Origin of the sequence: Tepidimonas fonticaldi (genome assembly GCF_007556755.1) — a bacterium.
GTDB classification, from domain to species: Bacteria; Pseudomonadota; Gammaproteobacteria; order Burkholderiales; family Burkholderiaceae_C; genus Tepidimonas; species Tepidimonas fonticaldi.
Genome location: NZ_VJOO01000017.1, coordinates 26,040 through 41,708, shown reverse-complemented (window position 1 = coordinate 41,708; position 15,669 = coordinate 26,040). Strand labels below are relative to the sequence as shown.

The following is a 15,669-nucleotide window of genomic DNA, read 5'->3' as shown; positions in this document are numbered from 1 at the left end:
GTCACGGGGTCCGGATGTGCTGGCGCTCGATCAGCGGGCGCAAGCGGTCAACGTCGCGGGCCATGCGCCGCGCCAAGGCCGCGGGGGTTGACCCCGTCGCCTGCCAGCCCTGCGCCTGCAACCGCTGCCGAATGCGAATGTCGCGCAAAACCCGGCCCACGGCCTGCGCCAGCCGATCGACGTGCGCGCCGGCCAGGCCCCGCGGGGCGGCGATGGCGTACCAGTGCTCGAAGTCGAAGCCCCGCACACCCCGCTCGGCCAGCGTGGGCACCCCGGGCAGCAACGCGCTGCGGGTGGCAGAGGTCAACGCCACGGCCGGCAGCTTGGCGGCGCGCCAGTGCGGCACGGTCAGCGACGGGGGCAGCAGCGCCAGTTGCACATCGCCCTGCAACAGCGCGTTGATCACCTGTGGATTGCCGGGATAGGGCACATGCAGCGCCTGCCAGCCGGCCGCGGCCTTGAGCATTTCCATGCCCAGATGGAACGGCGTGCCCGCGCCCGGGCTGCCGTACTGCCAGGCCATGCCCGCGGTGCGCACGGCGCGCAACGCGGCATTCCCCCGCACCTCGAGCTGGGGCGAGATGCACAACACCAGCGGCGCGGTCGCGACCAGCGACACCGGCTGCAAATCGGTCAGGGGGTCGTAGCCGAGTGCCGGCTGCATGAGGCGCGCCACGGTCAGATGCCCGCTGGGCATCAGGCCCACGGTGTGGTCGTCCTCCGCGCGGGCCACGGCGGTGGCCGCGACCTGCCCGCCGGAGCCCGGGCGGTTTTCCACCTGGACCGGCTGGCCCAGCACGGCCGACAGCGGCTCGACGACGATGCGCGCGATCTCGTCCGGCGACGACCCTTGCGGAAAACCGACCAGTAAGCGCACCGGGCGCACCGGCCACCGGGGCGGGGGTGGCGCTGGCATGGCCCAGCCGGACGGCAGCAGCCCCCCCGCCGCCCAGGCCGCCCCCTGGAGCAGGCGGCGGCGCAGCAGCGACGGCCCGGCGGGCGCCGGATCCAGCGCCATGCGGGGGGAGCGGGGTGCAGGCTTCATGCAAAGCGATCAGGATCGACGTTGGCCCCTCGGGCACGGGCGTCAGGACGCCCCCCGAGGCGCGAGCGGATCGGGCGGTCCATCATAGAGCCACGGCTGATCCAGCAGCCGCTCGCCCAGCAGGGCCATGGCCCGGTCGCGTCCCCAACGCACGAGCCCGCGGGCATGGAACACCACCCCGTTGCGGCGCGAGCGCGCCTGCACCCGGGCATTGCGCGCCCAGCGCCCCTGGGCCCATTGCGCCAGCCAACCGGGCCAATCCACCTGCCCCGGTGGCTGCGCGCGCAGCAGCCGGCCCAGCGCCCAGGCATCCTCCAGGGCCATCGCCGCCCCCTGCGCCAGATAGGGACGCATCGGATGCGCCGCATCGCCGAGCAGCGCCACGCGGCCGCGCGCATGCTCGTGGGGTCCGCGCATCGGCTCGCGCGCATGCAGCGGCCACAGGCGCCAGTGGAGGACGGCGTGCAGCACCGCTTCCAGATCGGCGTGCACCGGCCCCAGCGCGGCCCGCAGGTGCACGGCGTGGGCCTCGTGGTCCCAGCCCTCGGCATCCGTGGGGGGCAGCGGCCCCTCGACCACCATCACCACATTGAGCCACTGCCCCGTGCGCACCGGGTAATGCACGCCGTGCAGACGCGGCCCTAGCCAGGCGACGACCTCGGACGCACGCAGACGCGCGGGCAGATCGGCCATGCGCACCAGCCCGCGGTACGCCAGATGGCCGCTGAAGACCGGCCGGCCATCCCCCAGCAGGTGCTGGCGGGTCGGGCTCCAGACCCCATCGGCCGCGAGCAACACGTCCGCCGTCCAGCGGCGTTCGGCGGCGGTGCGCACCTCCACGCCGTCGGCCCGCTCGGCATACGCCACCACCGCCTCGCCGTTGTGCAGGGCGACGCCCGTCGTGTCCTGCAGCGCCGCCAGCAGCAGGCCGTGCAGATCGGCACGGTGGATGGTGGCATAGGGCTCGCCATACCGCTGGCGGGCGCGTTCGCCCAGCGCCAGTTCGCCCAGCTCGTCGCCGCCGTGCGCGGCGCGCACGCGCAGCCGCTGCGGAAAGGCGGCCACGGCCGCCAGCGGCTCGCGCAGGCCCCAGTCATGCAGCACCCGCACCGCGTTGGGGCCGAGCTGGATGCCCGCGCCCACCTCCGAAAAGGTCGGCGCCCGCTCCAGCAGGGCAATGTCGCTGTCGGGCCGCGCCTGGGCGCAGGCCAGCGCCACCCCCAGCCCGGCCATGCCGCCGCCGACGACGAGGATGCGGCCCGGTGCTGCCCCCGGCCTCATCGCCACGCCGGCCACGCCCCGCGCGCCGCGCGCCACGCGCTCTCGGCCGCGCCGGCGCCAAACCGCCGCGCCAGCCGCTCCGCCACGCTCTCGCGCTGGGTGTAGTCGACGATGTCTTCGGCCTTGACGACTTCGCGCGCCACGTAATCCAGGTTGCCAAAGTCGTCGGCCAGCCCCATTTCGACCGCGCGCTGGCCGGTCCACACCAGACCGCTGAAGGTGTCCTCGGTCTCCTTCAGGTGCTCGCCCCGGCCCTTGCGCACCACGTCGATGAACTGCCGGTGGATGTCGTCGAGCATCTGCTGCGCATGGGCCCGGTGGCGCGCCGTCTGCGGGCTGAACGGGTCCAGAAAGCCCTTGTTCTCGCCCGCGGTGAGCAGCCGCCGCTCCACCCCCAGGCGCTCCATCAACCCGGTGAAGCCAAAGCCGTCCATCAGCACACCGATGCTGCCCACCAGACTGGCCTTGTCCACATAGATGCGGTCCGCCGCCGCAGCCACATAGTAGGCGGCCGAGGCGCAGGTCTCCTCCACCACGGCATAGACGGGCTTGTCGTGCTGTGCCTTCAGGCGCCAGATCTCGTCATTGATGATGCCGGCCTGCACCGGGCTGCCGCCGGGCGAGTCGATCAACAGCACGACGGCCTGCGCACCCGGATCTTCGAACGCGGAACGCAGCGCCGACACGATGTTGCTGGCGCTGGCCTCGGTGTCCGCCCCGATCTCGCCGCGCAGCTCGATCAGCGCCGTGTGCGGGGTGGTGGTGGGCGTGGGCGGCACCACGTCACGGTACAGCAGCCACGCCACGGCCCCGAACGCCAGCAACCAGACCAGCCGCCAGACGTTGCGCCAACGCCGGGCGGCCCGCTGTTCCTGCAGGGCCGCGAAGGCCAGCTTCTCCAGCAGCGCCCGCTCCCACCCGGGGCCGACGGGATCGGCCTGCGGGGCAGACGACGGCGCGGCGTCGGAGGCGCCCGCTTGCGCGGGTGGCGGGGATTCGGATGGCATCATGGCGGTCAAAAGACAACGGGTTGCAGGTCGTATTGTGACTGCCAAAAGACCACCCCGTCGCGCTCACGCGCGGGGATGGCCACCAGAGGCCCGCGACCCGGGCCACCCACGCAACGCCCGGTGTGCGGCTCGAACAGCGCCCCGTGGGCGCCGCAGACCAGAAACTGCCCGGTCAGGTCGAAAAAGCGGTTGGGCATCCAGTCCATCTCCATCGCCACATGGCTGCAGCGGTTGAGGTACGCATGGACGGCGCCCCGGTAGCGAATGGCAAAGGCCCGGCACGTCTGGCCCCGGTAGCGCACGTCGAAGGGCACCGCCTCGCCGCCCTCGGCCAAGTCCGCGCTGCGGCACAGCGCATGCCACGACGCCCCGGCCACGCCAGTACCGGCGTCTGACCCGCTGTCGTTCCGCATCGACTCGTCCATACCGTCCCTCCGCCATGGCGATGGGCCCCGTCCGGGCGCCCCTTTCACCCGACCTGATCCAACCCAAGCATAGCGCGGCGGCAGCGACAATACCGCCATGGAGACCTTTGCCCCTGCCCTGCCCCGGCCCATCGTCCTGGGCTCCACCTCGCCGTACCGGCGCGAGCTGCTGGCACGGCTGCGCCTGCCCTTCGAAACCGTCGCCCCCCAGGTGGACGAAACCCCACTGCCGGGCGAACCCCCAGCCCGCCTGGCACAACGCCTGGCCCGCGCCAAGGCCGAGGCCGTCGCCCAACGGCACCCGCAGGCCATCGTGATCGGCAGCGACCAGGTGGCGGACCTGGATGGCGCCGCGCTGGGCAAACCCGGGACGCACGAGCGCGCGGTCGCGCAGTTGCGCGCCATGCGCGGGCAGACGGTGCGCTTTCAGACCGCGCTGGCGGTCGTCTGCCACGCCAGCGGCTATGCGGCGGAGGATCTGGCGGTGGTGGAGGTGCGCTTTCGCGACCTGAGCGACGCCGAAATCGAGCGCTATCTGCTCGCCGAACGCCCTTACGACTGCGCCGGCAGCGCCAAGAGCGAGGGGCTGGGCATCGCGCTGCTGGAGTCCATCGTCAGCGACGACCCCAGCGCCCTCGTCGGCCTGCCGCTGATCCGCACCGCGCGGCTGTTGCGCGGCGCCGGGGTGACGTTGCCATGAATCCGGCCGCCCCTGAGGCCGCGATGCCCGACGCAGCGGTGCCCGGCACGCTCTACCTGGTGCCGACGCCGTTGGACTTTGGCTGCACGCCGCAGCCGGACGTGCGTGAGGCCCTGCCCGCCTTGACCCTGGCGACGGCGGCCGGCCTGACGCACTGGATCACCGAAAACGCCAAGAGCACGCGCGCCTTCCTCAAACGCGTGCAGGCGGTGCAGCCCCTGGCAACCCCGCTGCAGCAGCACACGATCACCGAGCTGCCGCGCGATTGGCACAAACACGGCGACCGCCACCGGGGGGCGGATGCCCAGGCGCGCGAATGGCTGGCACCGGCGCTGCAAGGCCACGCCATCGGTTTGGTGAGCGAGGCCGGCATGCCCGCGATCGCAGACCCCGGGGCCGCCGTGGTCCGCGCCGCCCACGCCCTGGGCCTGCGCGTGGTGCCGCTGACGGGCCCGGTGTCGCTGATGCTGGCGCTGGCCGCCAGCGGCTGCCACGGCCAGCACTTCGCTTTCGTCGGCTACCTGCCGCAGGGGGCGGGGGAACGCGCGGCGCGCCTGCGCGAGCTGGAAGCCACCGCGCGCCGGCTGGGCCAGACCCAGATCTTCATCGAAACGCCCTACCGCAACGCCGCTTTGCTGCAAACCGCGCTGCAGGTGCTGCCGCCCGACACGCGGCTGGCGCTGGCCTGCGGCCTGGGCCTGCCGACGCAAGCCGTGCACAGCGCACGCGTGGCCGACTGGCGCCGCCAGCCGCCCGCCCTGCCGCTCGACTTGCCGGCCGTGTTCGTCCTGGGCCACTGAATCGGGCCCGCCCGCCGTCAGTGGCGGAAGTGCCGCACGCCGGTAAAGACCATCGCCACGCCGCGCTCGTCGGCGGCGGCGATCACCTCGGCGTCGCGCACCGAGCCGCCCGGCTGGATCACGCAGGTGGCGCCGGCGTCCACCACCACGTCCAGCCCGTCGCGGAACGGGAAGAACGCATCGCTGGCCACCGCCGTGCCTTTGAGGCTTAAGCCCGCGGCCTGCGCCTTGATGCTGGCGATGCGCGCGGAGTCCAGCCGGCTCATCTGCCCGGCGCCCACGCCCATCGTCATGCCGTCCTTGCAGAAGACGATGGCGTTGCTCTTGACGTACTGCGCCACCGCCCAGGCGAACAGCAGGTCCTGCAGCTCCTGCGCGCTCGGCTGGCGGCGCGTGACGACGCGCAGGTCCTCGGGCCGCAGCACGTGGTGGTCGGCGGTCTGCACCAGCACGCCGCCACCGACGCGCTGCAGGTGCAGCCGGTTGCGCGTGGCGGCCACGTCGGTCGGCAGCGCGATGCGCAGCAGCCGCACGTTGGCCTTGGCCTTGAACACCGCCAGCGCCTCCGGCGTGAAGTCCGGCGCGATCAGCACCTCGACGAACTGCTGCGCCACCGCCTGCGCGGCCTGGCCGTCCAGCGCCCGGTTGAAGGCGATGATGCCGCCGAAGGCGCTCGTGGGGTCGGTCTGGAACGCCTTGCGGTAGGCCTCCAGCGCCGTGGCGCCGATGGCCACGCCGCACGGGTTGGCGTGCTTGATGATGACGCAGGCCGGCGCCTCGAAGCCCTTGACGCACTCCCACGCCGCGTCGGCGTCGGCGATGTTGTTGTAGGAGAGTTCCTTGCCCTGCAGCTGCTGCGCGGTGGCCAGCGATCCCACCGGCGCGTCGGCGTCGCGGTAGAAGGCGGCCTGCTGGTGCGGGTTCTCGCCGTAGCGCAGGTCCTGCACCTTGGTCCAGCAGGCGTTGAACTGGGCCGGAAACGGCAGCCGCGCCGGCTCGACCTCGGCCGCCGGCACGCCGGCCGACAGGTCCAGCGCCGACAGGTACTGACTGATCGCGGCGTCGTACTGCGCGATGCGGTTGAACGCCGCCACTGCGAGCTGCAGGCGCGTGGCGTCGCTGACGCGCCCGCCGTCCTTGAGTTCGGCCAGCACCGGGGCGTACTGCGCCGGGTCGGTCAGCACGGCCACATCACGCCAGTTCTTCGCCGCCGAGCGCACCATCGCCGGCCCGCCGATGTCGATGTTCTCGATCGCCTCGGCCAGCGTGCAGCCGGGCCGCGCCACCGTGGCCTCGAACGGATAGAGGTTGACCACCAGCAGGTCGATCGGGGCAATGCCGTGCTGCGCCAGCGCCGCCATGTGCGCCGGCACGTCGCGCCGCGCAAGCAGCCCGCCGTGGATCCCGGGGTGCAGCGTCTTGACGCGGCCGTCCAGCATTTCCGGAAAGCCGGTCACGTCGGCCACCTCGGCAACCGGCAGGCCGGCCTCGGCCAGCAGACGGGCAGTGCCGCCGGTGGAAATCAGCTGCACGCCCAGCGCGTGCAGCTCGCGCGCCAGCTCCAGCACGCCGGTCTTGTCGGAGACGGAAATCAGGGCTCTCATCGTCGGGGGATCCTCGGGGGGCGGTTGCGGTGAATCGGGGCTTGAATCTGGGCTGGGCTTCAGCCGTCGAGCAGGCCGTGCTCGAGCAGCTTCTTGCGCAGCGTGTTGCGGTTGAGGCCCAGCCACTGGGCGGCGCGCGACTGGTTGCCGCGCGCGCGCGCCATCACCACCTCCAGCAGCGGCTTTTCCACCGCGCGGATCAGCATCTCGTGCAGATTGGCCGGCTCGGTGTCGGCGAGCGTCGCGAAGTAGGCGTCGAGGCTTTCGCGCACGCAGTCGGGCAGGTGGGGGGACTGGGGATCCATGTCGGGTGTCGGGTTCGGGGTCGTCAGGCCGCCAGCGCCGCCTCGGGCTCGGGGCGGGCGGCGGGTTCGGCGGCCGGGGCAGCGTCGCGCTCGTCGAGGAAATCCTCCAGCGCCTGCAGCTGCGCCTCGGCCCGCTCGGCGGCGATCACCGCGGCGCGCAGCCGCTGCTGCGCCGCCGGCGGGCCGCCGAGCGCGCGCAGGTACCACAGCAGGTGCTTGCGCGCGCTGCGCACGCCGGCGGCCTCGCCGTAGAGCGCGTAGTGGTCCAGCAGGTGCTCGCGCAGCCACTCGCGCAGCTCGGCGGTGGTCGGCGGCGCCGCCGGGCGGCCGGTGCGCAGCTCGTGCAGGATGTCGCGGAACAGCCACGGCCGACCCTGCGCCGCGCGGCCGATCATCACCGCATCGGCCCCGGTGTGCGCCAGCACCCGGCGCACCGCCTCAGCGCCGTCGAGGTCGCCGTTGGCCACCACCGGGATGCGCACCAGGGTCTTGACGAGCGCCGTGGTGTCGTGTTCGGCCACGCCGCCGTAACCCTGCGCGCGCGTGCGCCCGTGAATCACGAGCATGCGCACGCCGGCCTCCTCGGCGATGCGCGCCAGCCGCGGGGCGTTGCGCACGGCGTCGCACCAGCCGGTGCGCATCTTCAGCGTCACCGGCACGCCATGCGGCTCGCAGGCCGCCACCACCGCCTCGATGATCGCGGCGGCCAGCGCCTCGTCCTGCATCAGGGCGGAGCCGGCCCACCGGTTGCAGACCTTCTTGGCCGGGCAGCCCATGTTGATGTCGATGATCTGCGCGCCGCGGTCGATGTTGTGGCCCGCCGCCTCGGCCATCATCGCCGGGTCGGTGCCGGCGATCTGCACTGCGATCGGCCCCGGCTCGCCGTCGTGGTTGGCGCGCCGCGCGGTCTTCAGGCTGGCCTGCAGCTCCGGGCGCGAGGTGATCATCTCGCTGACCGCGTAGCCGGCGCCCAGCCGCTTGCACAGCCGCCGGAATGGCCGGTCCGTCACCCCGGCCATCGGCGCAACGAACAGGCGGTTGGGCAGCACATAGGGGCCGATCGCGGGGCCGTCGGTCATGGCAAGCGGACGGGAAGGGGAAAGGAAGGAGGAGGAACGGGCTGCTGAAAAATTGGGCAAGATTGTACCCCTACCCCCAGCGCCTAGCCTATACTGCGCGCCGGCCGACCGATACCGCCATGGATGCCTGGATCCCGTCCCTGCTGCACACCCTCAGCCTGCCCGAGGTGGGCCTGACCACGGTATTCGTGGTGGCGTTCGTCTCGGCGACGCTGCTGCCCATGGGGTCGGAGCCGGCCGTGTTCGCGCTGGTCAAGCTCAACCCCGAGTTGTTCTGGCCGGCCATCCTGGTGGCCACCGTGGGCAACACCCTCGGCGGTGCGGTGAGCTGGGCCATGGGCTACGGCGCACACGCGGCCATCGACCGCGCGCGCGGCTCGCCCACCCATCTGCGCGCGCTGGACTGGCTGGAGCGCTTTGGCCCCAAGGCCTGTTTGCTGAGCTGGCTGCCCGCCGTGGGCGACCCGCTGTGCGCGGTGGCGGGGTGGCTCAAGTTTCCGTTCTGGCCCTGCGTGGCCTACATGGCCGTGGGCAAATTCGCCCGCTACGTGGTCATGACCGCCGGGCTGCTGTGGCTGGTGCCGGGCGACTGGTCTGCGCTGGCGCGCTGAGGGGGGGCATCGCCCGCCGCGGACGCAGCGGAGGGATCCGTCTCGCGCAACCGCTCGCCCAAGGCCCGCTCGATCAGCGGCGGCAAATCGCGCACGAGGTCGGGCTTGTGCACCACGGCGACGTCCTCCAGCGCGTGCGCATAATCGCGGCGCGCCTGCTCGTCCAGCGAGGTGAGCACGATCAGCCCGCATCCGCCGAACAGTTCGTGGCGGCGCAGGCCCATGACCATCGATGCGCCATCGATGCCCGGCAGCAAAATGTCCACGATCAGCAGATCGGGCTGCAACTGCCCAAAGGACACCAAGCCCGAAATCCCGTCGCCCGCCACATGCAATTCGGCGCGGGGGAAGCGCTGGCGCACCAGCAACTGCACCAGGTGCTGGAAATGCGAAGAATCCTCGATGAGCAAAATGCGCGGCGGCCGGCCGCTGCGCGCGGCCCCGCGGCGCGGCCGCGCCATGCGCGAGGCCGCGGGGGGTGCCACCCCGGCGCGGCTGCGGGCCAGCCAGCGCTGCAGGGACGACGCGGTGATGCGGCGGTGCCCCCCCGGGGTTTTCCACGCCTGCAGATCGCCCCGGTCGACCATCAACTGGACGGAGCGCACGGCCATGCCCAGGATGCGGGCGACTTCCAAGGTCGTGTAGTACGCCTCGGCGTCGGATGGCAGATCGGAATCGATATCGTCCGGTTTCATTCCCGCCATTTTGACCTAAAACTGACAAGAATGCGGATTTTTGCTCATTCGTCCGTGCCGAGCAAGCGCTGCCACCCCTGCGGCCCGAGCCGGCGCAGGGTGTCCAGATTGCGCTCGACGATCGCCTCGACCGGGTCGCCCGAGGCCACGGCGCGCGCCACGCTGTCCTCGCGCAGCAGGTGCAGCGTCGCATAGGGCGCGCGGTTGGTGGCGTTGGTGATGTCGTCCGGATCGACGCCGTCGAACACGAAGTCCGGGTGGAAGGGCGCGACCTGGATCACCCCCTCCAGCCCGTGCTCTTCGATCACCCGATCCACCACGTCCAGAAAATCGTTGAACACGAAGAAGTCCGGAAACAGCGTCGGATGCACGAGCAGCGTCGTGTCGAGTACCTCGGGCGGCGTATCACGCAGCCGCAGCAGCTCGGCATCCAGATCGTCCAGAAAGGCATCCAGATGCCGCGCCCGGCTGACCGCGATGCGCACCTGGTCCTTCACCCAGACCGCCTTGGCAAACGGGCACAGATTCAGGCCGATGACGGCGCGCTCGATCCAGCGGCGCATCGCCGCCTCGACCGCGGACACGTCGGGCGCACCGGGCGGGGCGGCCGGAGCGCCGGGCGCGGGGACGGGCGTGGCAGCCACGGTCAGGCCAGCGACTTGAAGCGCACGCGCTTCGGGCGCGCCCCCTCTTCACCCAGCCGGCGCACCTTGTCGGCCTCGTACTCGGTGAAGTTGCCGTCGTAGAAATACCACTGGCTGTCGCCCTCGTAGGCCAAGATGTGCGTGCAGATACGGTCGAGGAACCAGCGGTCGTGGCTGATCACCAACGCGCTGCCGGCAAACTCCAGCAGCGCATCCTCCAGCGCGCGCAGGGTTTCCACGTCCAGATCGTTGGACGGTTCGTCCAGCAGCAGCACGTTGCCGCCCTTGGCCAGCGTCTTGGCCAGATGCAAGCGACCACGCTCGCCGCCCGACAGATCGGCGACGCGCTTTTGCTGATCGTTGCCCTTGAAGTTGAAGCGGCCCAGATACGCCCGGCTGGGCATGACGAACTTGCCCACGGTGATGTTATCCAGCCCGCCGGAGACGTCCTCCCACACGGTCTTGCTGCCATCCAGGCTGTCACGGCTCTGATCCACGAAGGCGAGCTTGGCGGTCTGGCCGATGATGATCTCGCCGCTGTCGGGCTTTTCCACGCCCTGGATCATGCGAAACAGCGTGGACTTGCCCGCGCCGTTGGGACCGATGATGCCGACGATGGCGCCGGCCGGCACGCTGAACGACAGGTTGTCGATCAACAGCCGGTCACCGAACGATTTGCTGACGTTCTTGAACTCGATGACCTGCGAGCCCAGCCGCTCGGCGACGGGGATGAAGATCTCGTTGGTCTCGTTGCGCTTTTGGTATTCGTAGTCGCTCAGCTCCTCGAAGCGCTGCAGACGCGCCTTGCTCTTGGCCTGGCGCCCCTTGGCGTTGGAGCGCACCCACTTGAGCTCCTCCTTCATGGCCTTGCGGCGCGCATCCTCGGACTTTTGCTCCTGCTCCAGCCGGCGCTCCTTCTGCTCCAGCCATTCGGAGTAGTTGCCCTTGTACGGGATGCCCATGCCGCGGTCCAGCTCCAGAATCCACTCCGCCGCGTTGTCCAGGAAATAGCGGTCGTGCGTGATCGCCACCACCGTGCCGGGGAAACGCTGCAGGAACTGCTCCAGCCAGTGCACGCTCTCGGCGTCCAGGTGGTTGGTCGGCTCGTCCAGCAGCAGCATGTCCGGCTTGGACAGCAGCAGCCGGCACAGCGCCACGCGGCGCTTCTCGCCGCCGGAGAGGTTGCGGATCACCGCGTCCCACGGCGGCAGGTTCAGCGCATCGGCGGCCAGCTCCAGTTGCAGGTCGGTGTTCTCGCTGCCGGCGGCGGCGATGATGGCCTCCAGCTCCGCCTGCTCGGCAGCCAACGCGTCGAAGTCGGCGTCCGGCTCGGCATACGCGGCATAGACCTCCTCCAGCCGCTTCTTGGCCGCCAGCGCGCCGCCGATGCCCTCTTCCACCGCCTGGCGCACGGTCTGGTCGGGGTTGAGCTGCGGCTCCTGCGGCAGGTAGCCGATCTTGATGCCGGGCATGGGCACGGCCTCGCCCTCGAAATCCTTGTCCACCCCGGCCATGATCTTGAGCAGCGTGGACTTGCCGGCACCGTTGAGCCCCAGCACGCCGATCTTGGCGCCGGGGAAGAAACTCAGCGAAATGTCTTTCAAGATCTGCCGCTTGGGCGGCACGGTCTTGGAGACGCGGTTCATCGTGAAAACATACTGGGCCATCGCGGGCTACCTTCGGAAAAACAACGGATCGTGAAAAAAATGTCCCGGGATCGCGGCCCGGGTTTCCTCGAATTATCCCAGTTATGCAACAATTCGGGTTGACCGGGCCCTGCAGTCGCGCCCCGGCTCACCTTCCTGACCCCATCTGCCCCTGACTGAGCCGCTCGACCGGTGCGCGGGATCGACCGATCCGGCACCCGACGGCGTGGGCCGATGCCGCGCGCCCCGGCATGGGCGCCCGACCTTCACATGACATTCGAAGAACTCCAACTGCTGCCGGCCATCGTCGAGGCCGTGCGCGAGCAGGGCTACGAGACGCCCACCCCCATCCAGGCCGAGGCCATCCCCGCCGTGCTGGCCGGACACGACCTGCTGGCCGGCGCCCAAACCGGCACCGGCAAGACGGCCGCCTTCACGCTGCCGATGCTGCATCTGCTCGCCTCGCGCGGCGAGACGCCCAAGCGCGGTCAGCCGCGCCCCATCCGCGCCCTGGTGCTGACCCCCACCCGCGAGCTGGCCGCCCAGGTCGAGGACTCGGTCAAAGCCTACGGCAAGCACCTCAAGCTCAAATCGGCGGTGGTGTTTGGCGGCGTGGGCCTCAATCCCCAGATCGAAAAGCTGGCCAAGGGCGTGGACATCCTGGTGGCGACACCGGGCCGGCTGCTGGACTTGGCCGATCAGGGCCACCTCGACCTCTCCAAGGTCGAAATCCTGGTGCTGGACGAGGCCGACCGCATGCTCGACATGGGCTTCATCCACGACGTGCGCAAGGTGCTGGCGCTGCTGCCGGAAAATAAGCAGAGCCTGCTGTTCTCGGCCACCTTCAGCGACGAGATCAAGGCGCTGGCCGCCGGCCTGCTGCGCGAGCCGCGGCACATCCAGGTGACGCCGCCCAACACCACGGTGCAGCGCATCCGCCAGACCATCCACCCCGTGGGCCGCACCAAGAAGATGGCGCTGCTCAAGCACCTGCTGGACGGCAACGGCTGGAACCAGGTGCTGGTGTTCACGCGCACCAAATTCGGCGCCAACCAGGTGGCGCAGTTCCTCAACGAACACGGCATCAGCGCGATGGCGCTGCACGGCAACAAGAGCCAGACGGCGCGCACCCAGGCGCTGGATGGTTTCAAGAGCGGGCAGCTGCGCGTGCTGGTGGCCACCGACATCGCCGCGCGCGGCATCGACATCGAGGAGCTGCCGCACGTCGTCAACTACGACATCCCCAATGTGCCCGAGGACTATGTGCACCGCATCGGCCGCACCGGCCGTGCCGGCGCCGAGGGCGAGGCGCTGAGCTTCGTCAGCCTAGACGAAGAAGGCTGGATGATGGCCATCGAGCGCTTCACCGGGCAACAGATCCCAGTGCAGGTGCTGCCGGAGTTCATGCCCGAGCCCGGGGAAAAGGCCGAACCCATCGCCATGGGCCGCCAAGTCCTGTGGGGTGGCGCCGGCAAGCCGCCCAGCCGCGAAGTCATGGCCGCAGCGGCCAAGGCCGCCCGGCGCGAGATGCTGGACCGCATGCGCGCCCGCAAAGCCGGCCCCGCACCGAAGGCGTCCGCGGCCGCCGAGGCAGCGGAGCGGGCCGACCGGGATGACGACGATGCGACCGACTCGGAAGACGGCGACATGGGCGCGGATGGCGAGCAGCGCACCCGCATCGACCCCGACGGGCGGCGCAGCCGCAACCGGCGCCGCCGTGGCAAGGCCAAAGGCGCTGGCGGTAGCATCGGCAACGCCGGCGGCGGCCAGCCGCCCCGTGCGGATGGCGGCGCGGCCGCCCAGCCGCGCCCACCGCGCGAAGGCGCAGGGCGGGACGGCCGCCCCGCGCCCCAATCGTCCGGCGCCCGCAAACCCCAGCCAGCGGGGCCGGCACGCCAGCCGGACCCGCTGCGCACCGGTATCGACGCCCTGAACGACCGCGGCCGCCGCAACCGCAACAAAAACCGCGGCGGCGGGGGCAAAGGCGGGGGCGGGGGCGGCGGCATCGATCCGCTGCGCACCAGCTTCGGCCGCATTCAGTGACACCAACGGAAGGAATCCACCATGCGCATCCTCCACACCATGCTGCGGGTCGGCGACTTGCAGCGCTCCATCGCCTTCTACACCCAGGTGCTGGGCATGCAGTTGCTGCGCACCTCCGAAAACCCGGAGTACAAGTACTCGCTCGCCTTCCTGGGCTTTGACGGGGGCAACCCCGGCCAGGCCGAGATCGAGCTGACCTACAACTGGGGCGTCGACAAGTACGAGATGGGCACGGCCTACGGCCACATCGCCATCGGCGTGCCCGACGTGTACGCGGCGTGCGAGCGCATCCGCGCCGCGGGCGGCACCATCACGCGTGAACCCGGCCCGGTCAAGGGCGGCACGACGGTGATCGCCTTCGTCACCGACCCCGACGGCTACAAGATCGAGCTGATCCAGCGCGACTTTGATGCCGCCGGGGCGGGGCTGAGCTGACCGCCATCACAGCCGCTCGGCCCCGCCGAGGTAGGGCCGCAGCGCTTCGGGCACGGTGATGGTGCCGTCGGCGTTCTGGTAGTTTTCCAGCACCGCCACCAGCGCCCGCCCGACCGCCAAGCCCGAGCCGTTGAGCGTGTGCACCAGCTCCGGCTTGCCCTGCGCGTTGCGAAAGCGCGCCTGCAGCCGCCGCGCCTGGAAGTCGCCGCAGTTGCTCACCGAGCTGATCTCGCGGTAGGTGCCCTGCGCCGGCAGCCACACCTCCAGGTCGTGCGTGCGCGCGGCGCCAAAGCCCATGTCGCCGGTGCACAGCAGCACCACGCGGTACGGCAGCCCCAGCCGCTGCAGGATCGCCTCGGCGTGGCCGGTCATCTCCTCCAGCGCCGCGTGGCTGTGCTGCGGGTGCACGATCTGCACCATCTCCACCTTGTCGAACTGGTGCTGGCGGATCAGGCCGCGCGTGTCGCGCCCGGCCGCGCCGGCCTCGGAGCGGAAGCACGGCGTGTGCGCGGTCAGCTTGATCGGCAGTTCGGCCTCGGTCAGGATGGCGTCGCGCACGAAGTTGGTCAGCGTCACCTCGCTGGTGGGGATCAGATACATCGCCTCCTCGTCGCCCTCGGCGCCCCCCTTCTTGGCGGCGAACAGGTCGGCCTCGAACTTGGGCAGCTGCCCCGTGCCGCGCAAGGTCTGCGCGTTGACGACGTACGGGGTGTAGCACTCGGTGTAGCCATGCTCGCCGGTCTGCACATCCAGCATGAACTGCGCGAGCGCCCGATGCAGCCGTGCGATCGGCCCGCGCAACACGGCAAAGCGGGCACCGCTGAGCTTGGCCGCGGTCTCGAAGTCCAGCCCCAGCCGCTCCCCCAGCGTCACGTGGTCCCGCGGCTCGAACGGCAGCGCCGTCGGCGACCCGCCCAGGCCACCGGCGGGGCTCCAGCGGCGCAGCTCCACGTTGCCGCTTTCGTCCGGGCCGACGGGCACTTCCGGCTGCGGCAGGTTGGGCACGGCCAGCAACAGCGTCTGCAGTTCCGTCTGGATCTGCTCCAGCCGCGCGGCGGAGGCCTCCAGCGTCCCTTTGATCTGGGCGACCTCGGCCATGGCGGCCTCGGCTTCGGCATGCTGACCCTTGCCTTTGAGCACGCCAATTTGCTTGGACAGGCTGTTGCGGCGGGCTTGCAGCTCCTCGGTGCGGACCTGCAGGGCCTTGCGCTCGTTTTCGAGCGCGGTGAAGGCCGCGACGTCGAGATAGGGTTGGGGGTTCTTTCGGGTCTCAAGCCGCGCGACGACGGCGTCGAGGTCGCGGCGCAGGGTGGCGATATCGAGCATGGTGGCGCAATTGTAGGCGG

16 protein-coding genes are annotated in these 15,669 nt (G+C 70.9%); 5 read left to right on the top strand and 11 right to left on the bottom strand.

The window, feature by feature from the left end; translation table 11 throughout:
* Window position 1 precedes the first annotated feature (1 nt).
* The 4 genes from Tfont_RS09300 to Tfont_RS09285 are packed head-to-tail and all read right to left on the bottom strand — an operon-like array spanning window position 2 to window position 3,749.
* The gene (locus Tfont_RS09300; protein WP_260682337.1) at window positions 2–1,045 is read right to left on the bottom strand and encodes a Bug family tripartite tricarboxylate transporter substrate binding protein; all 1,044 of its coding nucleotides are present in this window, start codon (window positions 1,043–1,045) and stop codon (window positions 2–4) included.
* A 42-nt stretch (window positions 1,046–1,087) separates the two neighbouring features.
* On the bottom strand, window positions 1,088–2,326 hold the full coding sequence (locus Tfont_RS09295) for an FAD-dependent monooxygenase (RefSeq protein WP_143969242.1): 1,239 nt from the start codon (window positions 2,324–2,326) through the stop codon (window positions 1,088–1,090).
* Window positions 2,323–3,333 (bottom strand): S49 family peptidase, encoded by a 1,011-nt coding sequence (locus tag Tfont_RS09290; protein ID WP_260682336.1) that lies wholly within the window; start codon window positions 3,331–3,333, stop codon window positions 2,323–2,325. Before Tfont_RS09290 ends, Tfont_RS09295 begins: the two co-directional genes overlap by 4 nt.
* Before the next feature lie 8 nt (window positions 3,334–3,341).
* Window positions 3,342–3,749 carry a Rieske (2Fe-2S) protein gene (locus Tfont_RS09285; protein ID WP_068610678.1) on the bottom strand — a complete coding sequence of 136 codons (408 nt, stop codon included), beginning with the start codon at window positions 3,747–3,749 and terminating at the stop codon, window positions 3,342–3,344.
* Window positions 3,750–3,858: 109 nt separating this feature from the next.
* On the opposite strand from Tfont_RS09285, the gene Tfont_RS09280 reads away from it, so the two are divergent.
* Both Tfont_RS09280 and Tfont_RS09275 read left to right on the top strand, forming a co-directional pair.
* Entirely contained in the window at window positions 3,859–4,461 is a 603-nt protein-coding gene (locus Tfont_RS09280; protein WP_143969220.1) for a Maf family protein, read from the top strand.
* Window positions 4,458–5,261 carry an SAM-dependent methyltransferase gene (locus Tfont_RS09275; RefSeq protein ID WP_260682335.1) on the top strand — a complete coding sequence of 268 codons (804 nt, stop codon included), beginning with the start codon at window positions 4,458–4,460 and terminating at the stop codon, window positions 5,259–5,261. The genes Tfont_RS09280 and Tfont_RS09275 overlap by 4 nt, the downstream gene beginning before the upstream one ends.
* Window positions 5,262–5,278: 17 nt before the next feature.
* Here Tfont_RS09275 and purH read toward each other — a convergent pair whose 3' ends face one another.
* The 3 genes from purH to dusB are packed head-to-tail and all read right to left on the bottom strand — an operon-like array spanning window position 5,279 to window position 8,249.
* Window positions 5,279–6,865: a bifunctional phosphoribosylaminoimidazolecarboxamide formyltransferase/IMP cyclohydrolase gene (purH, locus tag Tfont_RS09270; RefSeq protein WP_143969219.1), complete on the bottom strand. Its 1,587-nt coding sequence runs from the start codon at window positions 6,863–6,865 to the stop codon at window positions 5,279–5,281.
* 59 nt (window positions 6,866–6,924) lie between these two features.
* Window positions 6,925–7,170, bottom strand: a complete 246-nt coding sequence (locus tag Tfont_RS09265; RefSeq protein ID WP_068610432.1) for a helix-turn-helix domain-containing protein — start codon at window positions 7,168–7,170, stop codon at window positions 6,925–6,927.
* 23 nt (window positions 7,171–7,193) lie between these two features.
* Window positions 7,194–8,249: a tRNA dihydrouridine synthase DusB gene (dusB, locus tag Tfont_RS09260; protein ID WP_143969218.1), complete on the bottom strand. Its 1,056-nt coding sequence runs from the start codon at window positions 8,247–8,249 to the stop codon at window positions 7,194–7,196.
* Window positions 8,250–8,368: 119 nt separating this feature from the next.
* Here dusB and Tfont_RS09255 point away from each other — a divergent pair, with 119 nt between their 5' ends.
* Window positions 8,369–8,860 (top strand): YqaA family protein, encoded by a 492-nt coding sequence (locus Tfont_RS09255; RefSeq protein WP_143969217.1) that lies wholly within the window; start codon window positions 8,369–8,371, stop codon window positions 8,858–8,860.
* Here the strand turns inward: Tfont_RS09255 and Tfont_RS09250 are convergent.
* From Tfont_RS09250 to ettA, 3 genes are all read right to left on the bottom strand, one after another.
* Complete coding sequence (locus Tfont_RS09250; RefSeq protein ID WP_143969216.1) at window positions 8,794–9,555, bottom strand: helix-turn-helix domain-containing protein; 762 nt, start codon at window positions 9,553–9,555, stop codon at window positions 8,794–8,796. The two genes, Tfont_RS09255 and Tfont_RS09250, sit on opposite strands and share 67 nt — an antisense overlap.
* Before the next feature lie 44 nt (window positions 9,556–9,599).
* Window positions 9,600–10,118, bottom strand: coding sequence for a DUF1415 domain-containing protein (locus tag Tfont_RS09245; RefSeq protein ID WP_143969240.1), 519 nt, complete (start codon window positions 10,116–10,118; stop codon window positions 9,600–9,602).
* Window positions 10,119–10,201: 83 nt separating this feature from the next.
* On the bottom strand, window positions 10,202–11,866 hold the full coding sequence (ettA, locus tag Tfont_RS09240; RefSeq protein ID WP_143969215.1) for an energy-dependent translational throttle protein EttA: 1,665 nt from the start codon (window positions 11,864–11,866) through the stop codon (window positions 10,202–10,204).
* A gap of 249 nt (window positions 11,867–12,115) precedes the next feature.
* On the opposite strand from ettA, the gene Tfont_RS09235 reads away from it, so the two are divergent.
* Both Tfont_RS09235 and gloA read left to right on the top strand, forming a co-directional pair.
* The gene (locus Tfont_RS09235; RefSeq protein ID WP_143969214.1) at window positions 12,116–13,888 is read left to right on the top strand and encodes a DEAD/DEAH box helicase; all 1,773 of its coding nucleotides are present in this window, start codon (window positions 12,116–12,118) and stop codon (window positions 13,886–13,888) included.
* A 21-nt stretch (window positions 13,889–13,909) separates the two neighbouring features.
* Window positions 13,910–14,323, top strand: coding sequence for a lactoylglutathione lyase (gene gloA, locus Tfont_RS09230; RefSeq protein ID WP_068610441.1), 414 nt, complete (start codon window positions 13,910–13,912; stop codon window positions 14,321–14,323).
* A gap of 6 nt (window positions 14,324–14,329) precedes the next feature.
* On the opposite strand, the gene serS is transcribed toward gloA, so the two are convergent.
* The gene (serS, locus tag Tfont_RS09225) at window positions 14,330–15,649 is read right to left on the bottom strand and encodes a serine--tRNA ligase (protein ID WP_143969213.1); all 1,320 of its coding nucleotides are present in this window, start codon (window positions 15,647–15,649) and stop codon (window positions 14,330–14,332) included.
* Window positions 15,650–15,669: the final 20 nt, after the last annotated feature.